Raw genomic sequence first — 19,319 nt, forward strand, 5'->3', positions numbered from 1 at the left:
TAGTCTACCGAATAACCACTCGCAGATGAATAAAAAGCGCCAAACCATTCACTCCAATGGGGCATCGGTTTGAGATTTTTTCCTGCAGACGGTAGGGTTTATGGTTGTTTTTGAGCACGCCGAGCTTGGCGGACGGGAGTTTATCCAGCTGCTAGCCTTGGTAAATGTCGTCGTGCCCAGGCACGCTGTGCTCATCGCCTTGCAAGGAGAACTGCCGCTATGACTGCAGCCCCCAAACCCAGGAGCACCCTCAATCCACCTGTCTTCTACACCAGTGCGATACTTGTTTTTCTGTTGGTCTTGTACGCCACGGCATTTCAGGAGCATGCCCAAACGCTGTTCGAGCAAGTCCAGCGATGGATCATCACCAATGCCAGCTGGTTCTACATTCTTGTCGTAGCGTTGGTATTGATCAGCGTGGTGTTTCTGGCCGTCAGCCGCTATGGCGACATCAAGCTAGGCCCTGACCACAGTGAGCCGGATTACCGAAAGAGCAGTTGGTTCGCCATGCTGTTCTCGGCAGGAATGGGGATTGGCCTCATGTTCTTCGGCGTGGCCGAACCGGTCATGCATTTCTCCACGCCACCCGTGGGCGATCCCGGCACCGTCGCCGCGGCGCGCGAAGCCATGAAAATCACCTTTTTCCACTGGGGCCTGCATGCTTGGGCGATCTATGCCATCGTCGCGCTGATCCTGGCCTACTTCAGCTTCCGCAATGGCCTTCCGTTAACCTTGCGTTCGGCACTCTATCCGCTGATCGGTGAGCGAATCTATGGCCCTATAGGACATGCCGTGGATGTCTTCGCCATCCTCGGCACGGTGTTTGGTGTGGCCACCTCGCTGGGTTATGGGGTCTTGCAGATCAACAGCGGGTTTCATCATGTGTTCGGTTTGCCGGTAAACACCACCGTGCAAGTCATCCTCATCACCGCCACCTGCGCATTGGCGACGCTTTCGGTGGCTAGCGGCCTGGATAAAGGTATTCGCATCCTGTCCGAACTCAACCTGAGCCTGGCGGTGATCCTGATGCTGTTCGTGCTGCTGCTTGGGCCTACGGTGTTCCTGCTGCAGACCTATGTACAGAATACCGGCGCCTACCTTTCGGACATCGTCAATAAAACCTTCAATCTCTACGCTTACGAGCCCACCGACTGGATCGGCGGCTGGACCTTGCTGTACTGGGGCTGGTGGTTGTCCTGGTCGCCCTTCGTGGGTTTGTTCATCGCACGTATTTCGCGAGGGCGGACCATCCGCGAATTCGTCTGCGGCGTACTGTTCGTGCCTGCGGGTTTCACCTTGCTGTGGATGACCGTGTTCGGCGACTCGGCAATCCATATGATCCTCAACGATGGCGTGAAGGATCTGGCTGCTGTGGTCAGTGAGGACAGTTCCCTCGCGTTGTTTGCTTTCCTGGAGCATTTTCCGTTCTCCAGCATCATTTCGCTGGTCGCGGTGCTGATGGTGGTCGTGTTCTTTGTGACCTCGGCGGACTCTGGTGCGCTGGTCGTGGATATGCTCGCCTCCTCCGGACAAGGTCACTCACCCCTGTGGCAACGGATCTTCTGGTCAGTCTGCATAGGCGCAGTCGCGATCGCGTTGCTGCTGGCGAACGGTCTGAAGGCGCTGCAGACCGCGACCATTGCGAGCGCTTTGCCGTTCGCGGTCATCCTGCTGGTTGCGATTTGGGGCTTGTTCAAGGCGCTGAGTCTTGATGCGACTCGCCGCGGGTTGCGCAATCAAGCCTTGCCGGGCCCACGCCATACCCGCCACCCACACGGCGGCTGGCAGCGGAGGCTGCGCAATATTGCATTGATGCCTCGCCGGGTTCATGTCACGCGCTTTATCGCCGAGGTGGTGAGGCCGGCCTGTGAAGAGGTCGCCCAGGAGTTGCGCAAGCAAGGCTACGAGGTGAGCGTGAATGAGCGCGATGATGGGCGGGTATCTCTGGAGCTCTCCCATGCCGGTGAAGGACGTTTCCTCTACGAGGTGCGGCCAAGGGCCTTCAATACGCCAAGCTTCGTCATGCGGGACACCGAAGACGGTGCCGATGCCCGCAAGTATTTCCGCGCGGAAGTGCATTTGCGAGAAGGGGGCCAGGACTACGACATCATGGGGTGGAGCCGTGACGATGTGATTGGCGACATCCTGGATCAGTACGAACGCCACCTGCATTACTTGCACGTGGTGGGCTGAAGTGGATTCGGCCCTGCCCTGGCGTAGTCAGGGCAGGGCGGATTACCTACCGTCCAGAGGTCTTCTGGCTGATTGGTTGTATGACTCCAGGCCTAGAATCGCCAGAAGGCCGGCGAGACCAGTACCAGTACGGTGAGGATCTCGAGCCGTCCAAGCAGCATGCCAACCGTCAGCAACCATTTCGCTGCGTCCGGCAACGAGGCGAAATTACCTACAGGTCCGATAATCGTCCCCAGGCCTGGGCCGACGTTGCACACCGCGGTGGCCGCCCCGCTCAACGCCGTCATCCAGTCGAGCCCTATCAGAGAGAGGCCAAGGGCGATGACTGCGATGGTGACGGAGAAGAAGAAGGAGAACGTCAGCAGTGACCGTACGATCTCTTCATCGATGGGGTGGCCATTGTATTTCTTCGAGATCGTTGCCCGTGGATGGATCAACTGTTTCAGGCTGCTGACAAGCAAGGCAGCGGCCACCTGGAAACGGAATATTTTCAAACCGCCGGCGGTGGAGCCCGAGCACCCGCCGACGAACGTCAGGTAAAAGAACAGCATGACGGCGAAGCTGCCCCAGAGCGTGTAATCACCCAAGGCAACGCCTGTGGTGGTCACCACCGAGGTCACATTGACCGCAACGATACGAAACGCATCCCACCAAGCCAGGTCGCTGTGCAGGCAGAGCCAGGTTCCTACGGTGAGCCAGACGAAGACGAGAAAACCAATGAAACCGCGAACTTGATGGTCCGTGAGCAGGATGCGTCGATGGCCACGCAGCGTGGCGACATAGAGTGTGAAAGGCAGGCTGCCGAGTATCATGATGACCACAGCTACCCAATGCACCGCAGGCTGTGGCCAATGAGCCAGCGAGGCATCCGAGGTCGAGTAACCGCCGGTTGAAATCAGCGACATCGAATGATTGATGGCTTCGAACGGGGTCATGCCAGCAGCCCACAACGCACATGTCCCCAATGCAGTCAGGCCCAGGTAGACCAGCAGGATCATCTTGGCTGCCACATGCGAACGCGGCGTCACTTTGTCAGACCAATCCGAAGACTCGGTCTGGAACAGGCGCATACCGCCCACGCGCAGCAGTGGCAGGATCGCCACGGCCATGCCGATAAAACCAATGCCTCCCAGCCAGTGCAGCAGGGAACGCCATATCAGCAGCCCCGGCGATGCACTGTCCAGGCCGGTCAGCACGGTCGAGCCGGTGGTGGTGATTCCCGACATGGTTTCGAAGAACGCGTCCGTGTAACTGATGTCGCGAATTAACACCATCGGCAGCGCCGCAAATGCACACACGATGACCCAGCTTGCCGTCGTGAGGAAATACATGTCCCTGGTCCGCAGTTGCGGTATGTCGGGGACGCCCCGGGCTACCATGACCAGGCCGACGCACAGAACGATCAGGCTCGACCAGACGAATGCACCGAGGTCGTCGCTGCGGTCGTACCACAGCAACGTCAGCATCGGAATCACCATGCTGACGGCCAATGTGATCAGGAATACACCGATAATGAAGGCGATGAAACGCAATGCAGGCAGCGGCATTGAGGGAGCTCGTTGGGACAGTGCCGGCAGTATTGCTTGCTTTACGGTAATGTCGAGTAAAAAAGGCGTAAAGTCGCGGCCGGGGATTTTGCACGCCGCTGTCTGGCTCTCGCTCGATGGCTCATTGGGCTGATCTCTACGTCTTTCAGCTCCCAAACGGTTGGAAGAGAGGCCTCAACGCCGCGCGCCCCCTTCGCGGGTTGGCGAAAACAGCGCAAGCCTTGTGTCGCGAAAGGGCTGCGGAGCAGCCCCCGGATTTCAGCGTGGATACACGAATTGCCGGGGCTGCCGTGCAGCGCTTGTGCGGCACTGTTGATAGTGCCGCAGTGGGCATGGAAAGCCCCGCTGGCTTTCTGGATTACTTGATTAGCGGTACGCCACTGAGCTTCTGCAGCTCGTCAAAATCAATGTCAGCGCAGATCTCGACCACTTTCAGCCCTTCAGGTGTCACTTCCAGTACGGCCAGGTCGGTGTAGATGCGGCTGACGCAAGCGATACCGGTCAGCGGGTAGGTGCACTCGGGCACCAGCTTGCTTTCGCCGGTCTTGGTCAGGTGGTCCATCATCACGAACACCTGGCGGGCGCCGGTGGCCAGGTCCATTGCACCGCCTACGGCCGGGATCGAACCTTCGGCGCCCGTGTGCCAGTTGGCCAGGTCGCCCTTGACCGACACCTGGAAGGCGCCCAGTACAGCGATGTCCAGGTGGCCACCACGCATCATCGAGAACGAATCGGCATGGTGGAAGAAGGCACCACCGGTCAGCAGGGTGACGTGCTGCTTGCCGGCGTTGATCAGGTCATCGTCTTCCTCGCCCGGCGCAGGGCTTGGGCCCATGCCCAGCAGGCCGTTCTCGCTGTGCAGGAACACTTCCTTGTCGCCCAGGTAGTTGGCCACCAGGGTCGGTGCGCCGATACCCAGGTTTACATACGCGCCTTCCTGGATGTCTGCGGCCACGCGTTGGGCCATCTCGGTGCGGGAGAGCTTTTTGGTGATGGTCATGGCAGGCCTCAGACAGCTTTGGCAATCGAAGAAGCGGCAGCACCGGTGACGGCGACCACGCGCTGGACGAAGATACCCGGGGTGATGATGTGTTCCGGGTCCAGTTCACCAAGTTCGACGACTTGGTCGACCTGGGCGATGGCGGTCTTGGCAGCCATGGCCATGATCGGGCCGAAGTTGCGGGCGGCCTTGCGGTAGGTCAGGTTGCCCCAACGGTCACCCTTGTGCGCCTTGATCAGTGCGAAGTCGGCGTGCAGCGGCATTTCCAGCACGTACATGCGGCCGTCGATCTCACGGGTTTCCTTGCCCTCGGCCAACAGGGTGCCGTAGCCGGTCGGTGAGAAGAACGCACCAATGCCGGAGCCTGCGGCGCGGATACGCTCGGCCAGGTTGCCCTGCGGGACCACTTCCAGTTCGATCTTGCCGGCGCGGTACAGTTCGTCGAACACGTAGGAGTCGGACTGGCGCGGGAACGAGCAGATCACCTTGCGCACGCTGCCTGCCATGAGCAGGGCGGCCAGGCCGATCTCGCCGTTGCCGGCGTTGTTGCTGATGATGGTCAGGTCGCGGGCACCGGTGGCAATGAGGCCATCGATCAGCTCGGACGGCATGCCAGCCGTGCCGAAGCCACCGACCATGATGGTCGAACCGTCGGTGATCCCTTCCACCGCGCTGGCGATGGACTCGTACGTTTTATTGATCAAGGCGAGCTCCTGGTTGTTCCTGGAGTTGTGGTTGTCGGGCTGGCCGGAGCGCGTGAAGCGATGGGGCCTGTCAGCACTTGAAATGGCTTGCTGACTTTCGCTATAGCGTGCCGCAAGATAGGGCAACAGTAGAGAGGGTTTGGCTGAATTTGTGCGATTATCGAACTGTTGTGCGATCTGCGAGCAGTTCTGGAGGCTATTTGTCTCATTTCAGTTGAATGCTTAAACCCCTCATTTTTGCCCCTGTCTGGTGCGCTCCGGGGTTTACCTGTCGGCACCTTGCACTGATGAAGTGCATCCACTCCGCGGGATGGCCGATTAATCACGCCTCCCGCCGTTGGCGTGCGACTTGCTGTCAGATTGCCATTCGATGTCGCGTATGGTGAAGATAATGTCGCTTTCCAGTGGTTCGATGCAGTTATCGTCGAGTGAAAAGGGTTGGCTGCCGTGGTTTGGCAAAAACGGCAAATTCAGCATGGGCTGGGCGTGCCGCCTTAATCGGGCCAGTTACCCGCAGGTCGAGCAAACGTTCGAAGCCATCGCCCAGACCCGCGTGCAGTTGCTGCATGAGTGGGTGCGCGAGCAGTGGGAACACCTGGCCGACCTGGCCGAGCAGGTGGCGCCCGGGCTCGCTCAAGTCGATAGCGCAATGTTGCGCAACACGCTGGCCCAGGCTGAGGACTTTTCCGAGCTGTTTGTCGTCGATGCCCACGGCATTGTCATCGCTTCGACCTGGCCCCAGCGTGGCACGCCACGCATCGAGCACTTGGCAGCCCTGGCGCAAGGGCTGAAAGCACCGTTTCTGCACGGGCCCTACAGCGACCCGCTGACCTTGCAGGTCGGCCCGTCTTCCTCGCGCTTCCACGACGAAGTCACGTTGATGTTCTACCAGCCCCTGATGCACGAGAGCAAAGTGCTAGGTTGTTTGTGTGGGCGGGTGCCCAACGATGTGCTGGGTGACCTGATCCAGCGCGAGGCAGGGCACATTTACCCCGAGTCGGGCGACAACTACCTGTTCATGGCGCAATCGCGCTTCGACCCTGGCATACAGCCCGGTACCGCGTTGTCCCGCTCGCGCTTCGAGGACGCCACCTTCACCCATGGCGAAAACCTCAAGAACGGTGTGCACACCCCCTGGACCACCGTGCAGGTCCAGCGTCATACCGAGCTGGAGCTTCGTTTCACCGACCCTTCCACGCGGGAACTGCACCCAGGCGTGAGGGAGACGATCAGGCGGGGTGCCAACCTGTTCGTGACCTACCCCGGCTATTCCGACTACCGTCATGTGCCAGTGGTGGGCAAGGGCGTGACCTTCCAGTTGCCAGGCTCACCCGACCGCTGGGGCATGATGTGCGAGGCAGACCTAGAGGAGGTCTATCGCCGGCGTTCGCTGAGCTACGGGTTGATGAAACCCTATGTAGCGATCATGGCGGGGCTGTTCGGCTGCAATTACTGGGTGCAGCACTATGCAGGCCTGCCGCAAGGGCTGACTGACGCGATCGAGGCCTTGAGCATGCTGGGCGCCACCTTGTTGTTCGGCGTGCTCGGGCCCAAGCGCCTGGCCGCCAGGTTGAATGGCATGAGCAGTGTGCTGTGCACCATCGCCGAGGGTGAAGGCAACCTGCGCCAGCGCCTGGATACCAGTACCTTGGCCAATGATGAGAGCGGCGACATGGCGCGCTGGATCAACAGCTTCATCGACCGCCTGGACACGGTGGCCGGGCAGGTGGTCAAGGCCAGTCGCACGGTTGGCAGCACCAACCAGATGATGCTCGGGCGCAGCCAGGAGGCCAGCGTAAGCTCCGCCGACGTGGCCGACGCCGTGCACCAGATGATGATCATCATGGAAGAGCAACTCGGCGAACTGCAGCAGGCCTCGGTCAGCGCCGAGCAGATGAAACAGGCCATGGACGAAGTGGTCAGCCGCGCACGCGCGCAGTACCAGGCGGTGCAGGCGGGCACCCAGTCGATCCGCGATGTGGTGGCGCGCTCATCATCCAGCGTGCAGCGGCTCGACAGCCGCATGGTCGAGATCGACAACATCACCGGGTTGATCAGCGAAATCACCAACCAGACCAACCTGCTGGCGCTCAATGCCGCTATCGAGGCGGCACGGGCCGGGGAGCATGGTCGTGGCTTCGCGGTGGTGGCCGACGAGGTGCGCAGCCTGGCCGCACGCACCTCGCGTGCCGCCGACGACATTCGCCATATGGTCGAGAGCCTGCAGGGCGAAACCCGGCAGGCGGTAAGCTTCATGGAGCAGGGCGTGCAGGATGTCGACAACAGCCTGCGCCTGGCGGAGGACGCGTCTTCCGAAAATGTGCAACTGCACCAGACGGTGGAGGGCATGTTCGCCATCATCCAGCAGCTCAACCGTCGCAGCGTGGAATACGGCAAGACGATCGAGCAGGTCAACCAGTCCTCCAGCGAGATGCGCCAGACCGCCCTGGTGCTGCAAAGCAGTGCGCAGAAGGTGAAGGTGGATGCTGGCAAGTTGCAGAAGCTGGTGGGGCAGTTCGAAGTCAGCGATGATGGCGAACGAGGCGTCGCTGCTTGAGTAACGCACCTGTCCGGTAACCCGGGAGTCCGTCATGATCCGGCTGGCTGTACGTGCCACTCATCAGGTGCAAGCCAGCCCCGATGGCTGCTGACTTCCAGGCCGGTAGCGGACGAAGGGCGGGTTTGCCCGCGAAGAAAGCAAAACGATCAATGGTAGCGGCTCTGCTGGTGTGAGCCGGTCCGCCATCTCCGCCATCTCCGCCATCTCCGCCATCAGCCCAGCCGAAAAAGCCGCGCAATGGCTCAAGGTCTGTGGCAGTGTTGGCTATCTGGCCAGCCCCACAGGGACCGACATGCAAATTCGCAAAACCGGTGTTCGCGCCCAGCAGGCCGACCGCACCCGGGACAATATTCTCAAGGCCGCAGTGAAGGTCTTCAGCAAGGAAGGCTTCACTGGCGGGCGCATCGAGCAGATCTCCACGCTGGCCAAGTCCAACGACCGGATGATCTATTACTACTTCGGCAGCAAGGAAAAGCTGTTCATCAGTGTGCTGGAGCACATCTATGCCAGCTTCAACCAGGCCGAAGCGAAGCTGCGCCTCGACCTCGCCGACCCTGAGCAGGCCCTGCGCGAACTGGTGGCATTCATCTGGGACTATTATGTGCGCCACCCCGAATTCGTCACCATCCTCGCCACCGAAAACCTTCACCAGGGCTTGCACGCGCGCAAGTCGCAAAACCTCAGGGCGCTGTCCGGCGAGGCGGTCGGCGTGCTGCGGCCGATCATCGAGGCCGGACAAGTAAAGGGCCTGTTCCGCGACGATATCTGCATTACCCACGCCTACCTGATGATTGCCTCGCTCTGCTATTTCTATAACTCCAACCGCCATACGCTCAGCTCGTTCCTGGCCGTGGACCTGGCGGACAAGCAGGCCAAGGCCGATTGGCTGGCCTTCATCAGTGACCTTGCGCTGCGCGGCTTGCGCCGCTGAGCCTCAGTGGCTGCCAGGGTTGGCGCGTACCTGCGCAGCCTTGGACGCCAGCCCTTGCCAGGCCGGTTTGTCGGCGGCAAAACGATGGCGCAGGTAGGCCGCGAGGTCGGCTACCTGGCGGTCCGACAGGCTGTCCTTGAAACCGGGCATGTAGCCCAGGTCGCGGGTTGCCGGGGTCGGAATGCCGTGCAGCACCACGCGCAGCAGGTTGTCCGGCAGGTCACTATGGACGTTGCTGTTGACCGCCATCGACGGGCTGACGCCAAACAGCTTCGGCCCCAGCCCATCACTGTGGCAGGCCAGGCATGCACCTTTGAATACCCGCTCGCCGTTGCTCAGCGACACTGGCGAGTCCACCTGAGGCGCGGCATTGGCGGCCAGTGCCTGCGGCTCGCCATCCAGGGAGCTGAGGTAGTGGGCGATAGCGCGCACGTCGCTTTTTGGCAGGGTGGCAAGCTCACTGACCACCGGGCCCATGGGGCCGGCCGCCACGCCATGTTTTTCGGAGAAGCCAGTGCTGAGGTAGTTGAACAACTCGTCTTCGCTCCACGGCGTCGATGACTTGCCCAGGGCATTCAAGGCCGGGGCCTCCCAGCCATCGACCATGCCGCCGGCAAGGTAGCTGCTACCGCCTTTTTCTGCGCCCATCAGGTTGCGCGGCGAATGGCAGGCCGTGCAGTGGCCCAGGCCGTCGACCAGGTAGGCACCGCGGTTCCACTGTGCGCTGCGCTGCGGGTCGGGCTGGTATTCGCCGCGTTGCAGAAACAGCGCATTCCAGCCGGCCATCAGCGCCCGCTGGTTGAACGGGAAGCGCATCTGGTTGGCGGGCGCTTCCTGGCGTACCGGGGGTTGCGACATCAGGTAGGCATACAGCGCTTGCAGGTCGGCGTCGTTGATGTTGCGAAACGAGGTGTAGGGAAACGCCGGGTACAGGTGCCGGCCATCGCGGCTGATACCTTCGCGCATGGCCCGCTCGAAGGCAGCGAAGGACCAGCGGCCGATACCGGTTTCTGGGTCGGGGGTAATATTGGTGCTGTACAACGTGCCAAAAGGCGTATCCATTGCCAGCCCCCCGGCATTGACCTTGCCGCCGCCGACCGTATGGCACACGGCGCAGTCGCCGGCCGCCGCCACCTGGCGCCCGCGCTCGAGCATGGCGGCGCTCCAGCTGCCGACACCAGGTGGCGTTACCGGGGCGATTTCGGCGCGCCAGGGCAAGGCGGTGGCAAGCATGCCCAATGCGGCGCCGAACACTCCGGCCAGCGAGCCGAACCACCACTTCGAACGCTTGGTTGACGGCTGCGCTGGCGCGGGGGCATCTGGCCCTTGGCCTTCGCCACCGAGCGCAGCGCGCACGCGTTCGGCAGTGATCGGCAGCTCGCGAAAACGAATGCCGGTGGCGTCGAAAATGGCATTGGCGATGGCCGCTGCGCTGGGTACCGAGGCTGACTCGCCACTGCCCATTGGCGGCTCGTGCTGGCGCGGCAGCATCATTACGTCGATAGCTGGCACCTCGGGGAAGGTCAGGATCGGGTAGCCGCCCCATTCCTTGCTCGCCACCGTCGACTCTTCGAAGCTGACCTGCTCCTTGAGCGCCCGGCTGGTGGACTGGATGACGTTGCCGTGGATCTGGTGACGCACGCCCTCGGGGTTGACCATCATGCCGGCATCGTGGCCGATCACCACGCGGGTGACGGCGACTTCGCCTGTGCGCCGGTCCACTGCGACATCAGCCACCCAGGCTGCCCAGGCCGCGCCGAAGCCGGGGAATTTACTGTGGATATAGCGCGCATAGGCAAAACCCCGGCCGCGCAGCACATCACCTTCGGCCTGTGTCTGCATGGGCCGGGTATGTGGCTGCCATTGCGCGCGTTCAGCGGTGGCTTTGACCAGGTCGATGGCGCGCGGGTCGGACAGGTGCTTGAGGCGATATTCGACCGGGTCGACGCCAGCGGCGAAGGCCAGCTCATCAATGTACGACTCGTGGGCGAAGCTGTTGGGCATGGCCGACACACCTCGCATCCATGAAGCACGCACCAGTGGCGTCATGTCATTGATGGTGACGCGCATGTGTTCGTAATCGTAAGGCGGGATCGACGTGCGATCGCCCATCTCGAACAGCGCCGGCACCGGTTCCACGGCACCAGTCAGCAGCAGGGCCAGGGTGGGCGCGCCATTGGACGGGTAGCTGGTCTGGAAGTCATAGGCAGCCACGCTGCCATCGGCGTTCAGGCCACCGTCGATTTCCATCAACTGCGCGGTGCCCTTGGGCTCCCAAACGTGTTCCTGTTCGCGGGTCAGCTGCACCCGCACCGGGCGCTGCACCGCACGCGACAGCAGCACCGCGTCGGCGCACACGTCATCGGCGCAGTTGCGGCCATAACAGCCGGCTGCTTCCATGCGGATGATCTCGATGCGTGCTTCGTCGCACGCCAGCAGCCAGGCCAGGTCTGCGCGCAGCAGGTGCGGGTTCTGCGTACCTGACCACACGCGGATCTGCCCTGCGGTGAAGTCGGCCAGCGCACATGATGGGCCAATCGATGCGTGCAGCTGGTACGGCCACAGGTAACTGCGGCTCAGGCGCTGGCTGGCATTGGCGATGCCGCCGTCGACATCGCCCTGGTCCAGCACGGTGCGCTGCACGCGCGGGTTGTCGCGGATGGCCTGGGCGACATCGCTAAGGTCGGGCAGCTTGCCTGTGAATGGCTTCCAGCTGATTTTCAGCTCATGGGCTGCACGGATGGCTTGCTCTTCGCGCTCTGCCACCACGCCGACGAAGTCGCGGATGACCACCACGGCGACCACGCCGGGTAGATGGGCGATGGAGGATTCATCCACCGCCAGCAGGCTGTTGCCGACAAAGTCGCCGCTGTCATGGCCGGCATAGGGCGGGCGGATGACCCGACCGTGAAGCATGTCGGGCAGGCGCATGTCGTGCACATAGGTCAGCTCGCCGGTGGCCTTGCCAGGGATGTCTACCCGTGCGGCGCTGCGCCCGACCAGGCGGTAGTCCTCGAGGGCTTTCAGTGGGGCATCGTCGGCGATGCGCAGTGACTGGTTATCACCTTGCACCAGTTCGGCGAAGCTCAGGGTGTTGCCGTTGCCGTCGACCACAGTGCCTTCTTCAATGCGCAGGGCCTGGACCTCGCAGCCGAGCCGTTGTGCAGCCTGTTGCAAAAGGTAGCGCCGCGCGGTGGCCGCAGCCTTGCGCAAGGGCACGGCGGAAATCTGCAGGGTGGCGCTGGCAATGGTCGCGCCCTGGTTGGGTGCCCGCTCGGTGTCGCCCAGCACCATGTGCACCTGGTCCATGCGCAGGTCCAGCTCTTCGGCGACGATTTGCGCCAGCGAGGTGCGGATGCCAGTGCCCAGGTCGACATGGCCATTGAAGGCGTAGACCATGCCGTCGTCGCTGACCGCGATGAACAGCGCCAGCTCACGTTCCTTGACTGCAGGTGTCACGCCCTTGGCCACAGGGCCTGAGGGTGGGGTGATCTGGTCGACGATCAGCAACACGCCGGTCTTGGCCAGCATTTGGTCGCGGCTGGGCACCTGTTGTGAGTGGTTCATGGCTTTCTCCGGGTCTCGGCAGCGCGGCGCACGGCGCGCAGGATTTCGACGTGGGTGCCACAGCGGCACAGGTTGCCGGACAGCTCATTGCGAATCTGTTCGTCGCTGGGCTCGGGAATGCGATCGAGCAGGGCCTTGGCAGTCATGATCATGCCGTTCATGCAGTAACCACACTGGGCCGCTTGCTCATCGATGAACGCCTGTTGCACCGGGTGCGGCGCGGCCTTGCTGCCCAGCCCTTCGAGGGTGGTGATATCGCGGCCGGCGGCGCCGGCCAAGGGGATGACGCAGGAGCGGGCGGCCACGCCATCGATGATCACCGTACACGCCCCACATTCGCCCAGGCCGCAGCCGTACTTGGGGCCGTTCAGGCACAGGTCGTTGCGCAGGATCAGCAGCAGCGGGGTGTCAGGCATGGCGCTGACTTCGACGGGCTGGCCGTTGACCTGCAGGGAGATGGTTGTTTGCATTATTGGCTCATCTCTGGAGGTTGCTTGCGCTACCAAAGGACTCAAATGACGCGAGCGTTTCGGTAAGTACTCACTACATGAAATGAGTGAGCAAGAAGCAGGCCAGGGATGAATTTGCAGAGCGCTGTGGTGGGGGCAGGGAGGAAGATTGTCGGCGCCCGGGAAATCGAGCGCCGCCCGCGCGGCGCATCGCGCTGTGCCGAACCCCCGATGCGTGTGTGTAGGAGCGGGTTTACCCGCGAATACGGTAGCGGCGGCAACGGTGATCGGCGGGTGGAGATTGGCCAGCAGGCCCGGCCCTTTCGCGGGTAAACCCGCTCCTACGACGGCCTGTGCCGAACCCCCGATGCGTGTGTAGGAGCGGGTTTACCCGCGAATACGGTGGCGACGGCAACGGTGAACGGCAAGTGTAAATTGGCCAGCAGACCCGGCCCATTCGCGGGTAAACCCGCGCCTACGACGGCCTGTGCCCAACCATCGATGCGTGTGTAGGAACGGGTTTACCCGCGAATACGGTGGCGGCGGCAACGGTGAACGGCAAGTGTAAATTGGCCAGCAGGCCCGGCCCATTCGCGGGTAAACCCGCGCCTACGACGGCCTGTGCCGAACCCCCGATGCGTGTGTAGGAGCGGGTTTACCCGCGAATACGGTGGCGACGGCAACGGTGAACGGCAAGTGTAAATTGGCCAGCAGGCCCGGCCCATTCGCGGGTGAACCCGCTCCTACGACGGCCTGTGCCGAACCCCGATGTGTGTGTAGGAGCGGGTTTACCCGCGAATACGGTGGCGGCGGTAACGGTGATCGGCGGGTGGAGATTGGCTAGCAGGACCGGCCCATTCGCGGGTGAACCCGCTCCTACGGCGGCCTGTGTCCAACTACCGATGCGTGTCCAATGTGAGCGAGCTTGCTCCCGATCCGCTCGATCTCTCAGGCCGCGTATCTGTGACGGCCACCGCGGCAGTCACAACAAATTTCAGCCCGCGTTTTCGTCGCTGTCGATCATCTTGCGCAGCAAGTACAAAATGGCTACACGTTCGCCGGCATTCAAGCTGCCCATGCTCAGTTCGCTGATCTGCCGGGCGCAGGGGATCATTGCATCGAGCAATGCCGCGCCGCTTTCGGTGAGTTCGACGATGACCTTGCGCCGGTCGCCTGGGTCTGGCGAAAGCTGCACCAGCTCACGGGCCTTCAGGCGCTCGACGATGCCGCGGATGGTTGCCTGGTCCACCGCGGTGGCCTTGATCAGCTCAGCCTGGGAGCTGGGGCCGTGGTCGCGCAGGGCGCACAGCGTGACGAACTGGATCGAGGTAAGCTGCGGGTCGCAAGCCTGTTGCTGGAAAATCGCCGTGTGCCGCTGGTAGGCCTTGCGCAGCAAGTGCCCGACCTGTTCGGTAACGTCGTAGGGGGTGTTGTCGAGCGGGGCGCTGCTGGGGGTGGTTTTTTTCGACATAGGATGGCTTGGGCTGGGTGGAAAGAGGCTGGCCGGCCGCCAATAGCGGAGCGCCCGGCCAGTATAACCCCTATCGCGCTCGCGACTCCTCTGGTGCAACCACGTCGCCGGCCAGCACGACCGCCTTGTCATCCAGGTAGATATCGCAGTTGCGCAGCGGGATGTCCAGGTGGCACGGGGTCTTGCGCTTGCCGCCGACCTCGGTGTTGGGGCCAGTGGAGAACAGGAAGTTGCCGTAGAACGCACGGGCATCCATGCACATGCCGTCGTTGCGGTCGTGCAGGCCCATGGCCGTCCATTGCGCGCGCGGCTGCAGGCCCCAGCCTATGTGCGAGATGCCGTATACCTCGGGGTCGTTGAAGTACTTCATGTAGTCACGCAGGTACTCGGCCTCGAAGCCGCCATGTATGCCGGTGATGAAGCCTTTTTCGATTTCCAGGGTGATGCGCTCGCGGCAATAGTTCTTGAACGGCAGGATGATGTCGCCCACGTCCAGCACCAGCGTGCCCTCGGCGCTGTCCTCGTTCGGCCAGGTGAACAGAAAGCCGCTGGGCCAGTGGTCCCAGCGCCCCGGTTCGTCGGCATAGCCGTACTCAGTCACGGCCGGGTACTGGCCGAGCGGGGCGTGGAAGTCGCTACCGGCCTTGGACCGCACATGCAGGCTGCGCGCCTGTTTCAACAGGGTTTCGGCAGCCAGCACCCGACGTTTGTCGTCTTCGGTCGGCAGCATGCGCGCCAGTACCTCGGGTGGTTCCACGGCCAGCAGGATGCGCGTGCCGGTCTTGAGAATCTGCTCCTGCTCGGGTGAGTGCAGCAGCATCATGGTGTCGACGACCAGGTCGGCGGCTTCCAGCGCCCGCTGCGCCGCCAGGTTGCCGGTCAGCGCGGTGTCGCCGCAGTAGGCCGTCATGTCGTTGCCCATGGCGGTCGGGTGGTTGAACGCCGGCAGCTCTACCGCATACACCTTGGCCTTCAAACGCTGGGCGGCCTCCATGGCGGCGTTGACCGTGCGCGGGTCGGAGTAGTGGCTCTTGAGCACGGCCACGCTCTGCGTTTCGTCCACGCGAGACAGCTTCAGTACGTGCTCGAACATCTGGGTCAGTTGTGCATTGCTCACCGGCATCGGGGTTCTCCTGGGTGGCGTTGACAGGGGCGCACCATGGCAGTGCCTGGTGCTTCATCTCGGTGCAAAATAATAGTGTGTACACCCTACTTTTGCAGATGAAAACGCATCCTGCCAGCGAGCGCAAGTTATCTGTTCAAACGTTACATATCCACACATCACCCAGTATTTACGGTAACAATCAGCCGAGTGTTGTTTCGATCAGCTGTTTGAAAAATATTTTCAGCGGGCTCTTTTCAAAGGTTATTTGTAGCGTATACGCTCTAAATCGTCAGGCGGTTGAACCGCTGGCCACCTATCAGAACAAGAGGAGACATACCCATGCGGGGTAGGCAGAAAATCGCAATCGTCGGTGCAGGTCTGGGTGGGGCAGCCGCCGCCACGTTGCTGCAACAGGCCGGGTTCGATGTCGAGGTATTCGAACAGGCTCCGGCGTTCACCCGCCTGGGCGCGGGCATTCATATCGGCCCTAACGTGATGAAAATCTTCCGCCGCATGGGGCTGGAGCAGAAGCTGGAGCTGATGGGCTCGCACCCGGACTTCTGGTTCAGCCGCGACGGCAATACCGGTGATTACCTGTCGCGCATTCCGCTGGGCGAGTTTGCCCGCCGCGAATACGGCGCCGCTTACATCACCATCCACCGTGGCGACCTGCACGCCCTGCAGATCGAGGCCATCCAGCCGGGCACCGTGCACTTCGGCAAGCGCCTGGAAAAGATCGTCGACGAAGGTGATCGGGTACGCCTGGACTTTGCCGATGGCACCCACACCGTGGCCGACATCGTCATTGGGGCCGACGGCATCCATTCGAAGATCCGTGAAGCGTTGCTGGGGGCTGAAGCGCCGATCTACAGCGGCTGGGTCGCGCACCGTGCACTGATTCGCGGGGTGAACCTGGCACCGCATGCCGATGTGTTCGAGCCCTGCGTCAAATGGTGGTCCGAAGACCGCCACATGATGGTCTACTACACCACCGGCAAGCGCGACGAGTATTACTTCGTCACCGGCGTGCCACATGAAGCCTGGGACTTCCAGGGTGCGTTCGTCGACAGCAGCCAGGAAGAAATGCGCGCAGCCTTCGAAGGCTACCACCCCACCGTACAGAAGCTGATCGACGCTACCGAATCGATTACCAAGTGGCCGCTGCGCAACCGCAACCCGTTGCCGTTGTGGAGCCGTGGCCGCCTGGTGCTGCTGGGCGACGCCTGCCACCCGATGAAACCGCACATGGCCCAGGGCGCGTGCATGGCCATCGAGGACGCGGCCATGCTGACCCGCTGCCTGCAGGAGACCGGGTTGTCCGACCACCGCACGGCGTTCGCCCTCTACGAGGCCAACCGTAAAGAGCGGGCATCGCAGGTGCAATCGGTATCCAACGCCAACACCTGGCTCTACACCCAGGAAGACCCAGCCTGGGTTTACGGCTACGACCTCTATGGGCAGCAGCTTGAAAGCGGGGAGGCGGCATGAGCACCTTCGTCGCTGGCGGTAACGTGAGCGCGAATGGCATCCGCCAGCATTACCTGCGCTATGGCGGCAAGGGCCATGCGCTGATCCTGGTGCCGGGCATCACCAGCCCAGCGATCACCTGGGGCTTTGTTGCCGAGCGCCTTGGGCAGTATTTCGACACCTATGTGCTGGATGTGCGCGGGCGCGGCTTGTCTTCAAGCGGCCCCGAACTGGACTACGGCACCGACGCTTGTGCTGCGGATATTCCCGCCTTTGCCGCCGCGCTGGGCCTGGATGGCTACCATCTGGTCGGGCACTCGATGGGGGCGCGTTTTGCCATCCGCGCTGCCGCCCAAGGGGCACCGGGACTGCAGCGGCTGGTGCTGGTCGACCCACCGGTGTCCGGTCCGGGCCGCCGCGCCTACCCGAGCAAGTTGCCGTGGTACGTTGATTCGATCCGCCAAGCCACGGTTGGCATGAGCGGCGATGACATGCGCGCCTTCTGTGCCACCTGGAGCGACGAGCAGGTGGCCCTGCGTGCCGAGTGGCTGCACACCTGCTACGAGCCGGCGATCGTGCGGGCCTTCGACGATTTCCACGAGGTCGATATCCACCAGTACCTGCCCGCAGTGCGCCAGCCGGCATTGCTGATGGTGGCTGGGCGGGGGGGAGTGATCGAGCCCCGTGACATTGCTGAAATGCGCGAGCTAAAGCCGGATATTCAGGTCGCGTACGTGGACAACGCCGGCCACATGATTCCCTGGGATGACCTGGACGGTTTCTTCGCCGCCTTTGGCGACTTCCTCGACCACCCCCTCGTCTGACGGAGCACGAGACATGACCCAGCTATACCGCATCGGCCAGATCGTGCCGAGTTCGAACACCACCATGGAAACCGAAATTCCGGCGATGCTCAACGCACGCCAGGCGATCCGCCCCGAGCGGTTCACCTTCCATTCCAGCCGCATGCGCATGAAGCAGGTGAAGAAGGAAGAACTGGCCGCGATGGACGCCGAGTCCGACCGCTGCGCAGTGGAGCTGTCTGACGCCAAGGTCGATGTGCTGGGCTATGCCTGCCTTGTGGCGATCATGGCCATGGGGCTGGGCTATCACCGCCAATCTGAAAAGCGCCTGCAGCAGGCCACCGCCGACAATGATGCGCTGGCACCGGTGATCACCAGCGCCGGGGCGCTGGTCGAGGCCTTGCATGTGATGAAGGCCAAGCGCATTGCCATCGTCGCACCGTACATGAAGCCGCTGACCGAGCTGGTGGTGAACTACATCCGCGAGGAAGGCTTCGAGGTGCAGGACTGGCGCGCGCTGGAAATCCCCGACAACCTCGCCGTGGCCCGTCACGACCCGGCCAACCTGCCGGGCATCGTCGCCGGCATGGACCTTGAAGGCGTCGATGTGGTGGTGCTGTCGGCGTGCGTGCAGATGCAATCGCTGCCGGCAGTGGCCAAGGTCGAGGCGCAAACCGGCAAGCCGGTGGTCACCGCTGCAATCGCTACCACCTACGCCATGCTCAAGGCGCTGGACCTGGAGCCGATCGTGCCGGGCGCCGGTGCCTTGCTGTCGGGCGCCTACTGAAATCGGGAGACGGACATGAGCGACGCACAAAGCGCCCGTGACAACTACCAGGGTGTGTGGGGCCAGCGCATCGGCTTTGGCCGCAAGCCGGCCCTGCTGATGATCGACTTCATGCAGGGCTACACCACCCCGGGCGCACCGCTGTACGCCCCGGGCGTGGTCGCAGCGGTCGAGCAGGCCGCCGGCCTGCTGGCGCTGGCCCGCGACTGCGGTACCTTGGTGGTGCATACCAACATCCGTTACCAGCCGCCGCATTTTGCTGACGGCGGCGTGTGGGTGCGCAAGGCGCCGGTGATGAAGGACATGGTCGAAGGCAACCCGCTGGCAGCCTTTTGCGAGGCCGTTGCGCCACAGGCAGGGGAGGTGGTGCTGAGCAAGCAGTACGCCAGCGCTTTCTTCGCCACCAGCCTGGCCCCGCTGCTGCATGCACAGGGGGTAGATACCGTGGTGCTGGCTGGCTGCTCGACCAGCGGCTGCATCCGCGCCAGTGCGGTGGATGCCATGCAGCACGGGTTTCGAACCATCGTGGTGCGCGAGTGTGTCGGTGACCGCCACAGCGACCCGCACGAAGCCAACCTGTTCGACATCGACAGCAAGTACGGCGATGTCGTCACCCGGCAGGATGCCATGCAGCAACTCAGGCACCTGGCCGGCTGAACGCCGGGCAGCGCCTATCCAATAACAATCAAGGACCGGTGCGGGAAGCCCGTCCATGACCGCCTGCTGTCCGGGTGG

14 protein-coding genes are annotated in these 19,319 nt (G+C 62.6%); 7 read left to right on the forward strand and 7 right to left on the reverse strand.

The annotated features are described in order from the left end of the window. Positions 1 to 219 precede the first annotated feature (219 nt). Positions 220 to 2,193: a choline BCCT transporter BetT gene (locus tag ACK59Z_RS07430; RefSeq protein ID WP_019750946.1), complete on the forward strand. Its 1,974-nt coding sequence runs from the start codon at positions 220 to 222 to the stop codon at positions 2,191 to 2,193. A gap of 92 nt (positions 2,194 to 2,285) precedes the next feature. Here ACK59Z_RS07430 and ACK59Z_RS07435 read toward each other — a convergent pair whose 3' ends face one another. From ACK59Z_RS07435 to ACK59Z_RS07445, 3 genes are all read right to left on the reverse strand, one after another. Beyond that, positions 2,286 to 3,740 (reverse strand): TrkH family potassium uptake protein, encoded by a 1,455-nt coding sequence (locus tag ACK59Z_RS07435; RefSeq protein WP_108191736.1) that lies wholly within the window; start codon positions 3,738 to 3,740, stop codon positions 2,286 to 2,288. Between the two features lie 358 nt (positions 3,741 to 4,098). Then, complete coding sequence (locus ACK59Z_RS07440) at positions 4,099 to 4,740, reverse strand: 3-oxoacid CoA-transferase subunit B (RefSeq protein ID WP_003251131.1); 642 nt, start codon at positions 4,738 to 4,740, stop codon at positions 4,099 to 4,101. An 8-nt stretch (positions 4,741 to 4,748) separates the two neighbouring features. Next, entirely contained in the window at positions 4,749 to 5,444 is a 696-nt protein-coding gene (locus tag ACK59Z_RS07445) for a 3-oxoacid CoA-transferase subunit A (protein WP_003251128.1), read from the reverse strand. 1,906 nt (positions 5,445 to 7,350) lie between these two features. On the opposite strand from ACK59Z_RS07445, the gene ACK59Z_RS07450 reads away from it, so the two are divergent. Continuing rightward, positions 7,351 to 8,001: a methyl-accepting chemotaxis protein gene (locus ACK59Z_RS07450; RefSeq protein WP_375135894.1), complete on the forward strand. Its 651-nt coding sequence runs from the start codon at positions 7,351 to 7,353 to the stop codon at positions 7,999 to 8,001. A 295-nt stretch (positions 8,002 to 8,296) separates the two neighbouring features. Further along, positions 8,297 to 8,935: a TetR family transcriptional regulator gene (locus ACK59Z_RS07455; protein WP_029380564.1), complete on the forward strand. Its 639-nt coding sequence runs from the start codon at positions 8,297 to 8,299 to the stop codon at positions 8,933 to 8,935. A 3-nt stretch (positions 8,936 to 8,938) separates the two neighbouring features. Here the strand turns inward: ACK59Z_RS07455 and ACK59Z_RS07460 are convergent, their stop codons facing one another. From ACK59Z_RS07460 to ACK59Z_RS07475, 4 genes are all read right to left on the reverse strand, one after another. Next, positions 8,939 to 12,502, reverse strand: a complete 3,564-nt coding sequence (locus tag ACK59Z_RS07460) for a molybdopterin cofactor-binding domain-containing protein (RefSeq protein WP_108191739.1) — start codon at positions 12,500 to 12,502, stop codon at positions 8,939 to 8,941. Then, positions 12,499 to 12,972: a (2Fe-2S)-binding protein gene (locus ACK59Z_RS07465; RefSeq protein ID WP_108191740.1), complete on the reverse strand. Its 474-nt coding sequence runs from the start codon at positions 12,970 to 12,972 to the stop codon at positions 12,499 to 12,501. Before ACK59Z_RS07465 ends, ACK59Z_RS07460 begins: the two co-directional genes overlap by 4 nt. A gap of 973 nt (positions 12,973 to 13,945) precedes the next feature. Then, positions 13,946 to 14,422: a MarR family winged helix-turn-helix transcriptional regulator gene (locus ACK59Z_RS07470; RefSeq protein ID WP_003251120.1), complete on the reverse strand. Its 477-nt coding sequence runs from the start codon at positions 14,420 to 14,422 to the stop codon at positions 13,946 to 13,948. 70 nt (positions 14,423 to 14,492) lie between these two features. Then, a complete protein-coding gene (locus ACK59Z_RS07475; RefSeq protein ID WP_004577272.1) occupies positions 14,493 to 15,545 on the reverse strand; it encodes a 2,5-dihydroxypyridine 5,6-dioxygenase in 1,053 nt (350 codons plus the stop codon). A 321-nt stretch (positions 15,546 to 15,866) separates the two neighbouring features. On the opposite strand from ACK59Z_RS07475, the gene nicC reads away from it, so the two are divergent. From nicC to ACK59Z_RS07495, 4 genes are read left to right on the forward strand one after another with little or no spacing between them, the layout of a single operon-like run. Next, a complete protein-coding gene (gene nicC, locus ACK59Z_RS07480; protein ID WP_108190558.1) occupies positions 15,867 to 17,015 on the forward strand; it encodes a 6-hydroxynicotinate 3-monooxygenase in 1,149 nt (382 codons plus the stop codon). Beyond that, positions 17,012 to 17,818, forward strand: coding sequence for an N-formylmaleamate deformylase (gene nicD / locus ACK59Z_RS07485; protein ID WP_108190557.1), 807 nt, complete (start codon positions 17,012 to 17,014; stop codon positions 17,816 to 17,818). The genes nicC and nicD overlap by 4 nt, the downstream gene beginning before the upstream one ends. Positions 17,819 to 17,831: 13 nt before the next feature. Then, entirely contained in the window at positions 17,832 to 18,584 is a 753-nt protein-coding gene (locus tag ACK59Z_RS07490) for a maleate isomerase (RefSeq protein WP_003251112.1), read from the forward strand. A 15-nt stretch (positions 18,585 to 18,599) separates the two neighbouring features. Beyond that, positions 18,600 to 19,241 (forward strand): N-carbamoylsarcosine amidohydrolase, encoded by a 642-nt coding sequence (locus ACK59Z_RS07495; RefSeq protein WP_003251109.1) that lies wholly within the window; start codon positions 18,600 to 18,602, stop codon positions 19,239 to 19,241. Positions 19,242 to 19,319 lie beyond the last annotated feature (78 nt).

It is taken from the genome of Pseudomonas sp. KCJK9058 (assembly GCF_046230975.1).
GTDB lineage: Bacteria > Pseudomonadota > Gammaproteobacteria > Pseudomonadales > Pseudomonadaceae > Aquipseudomonas > Aquipseudomonas alloputida.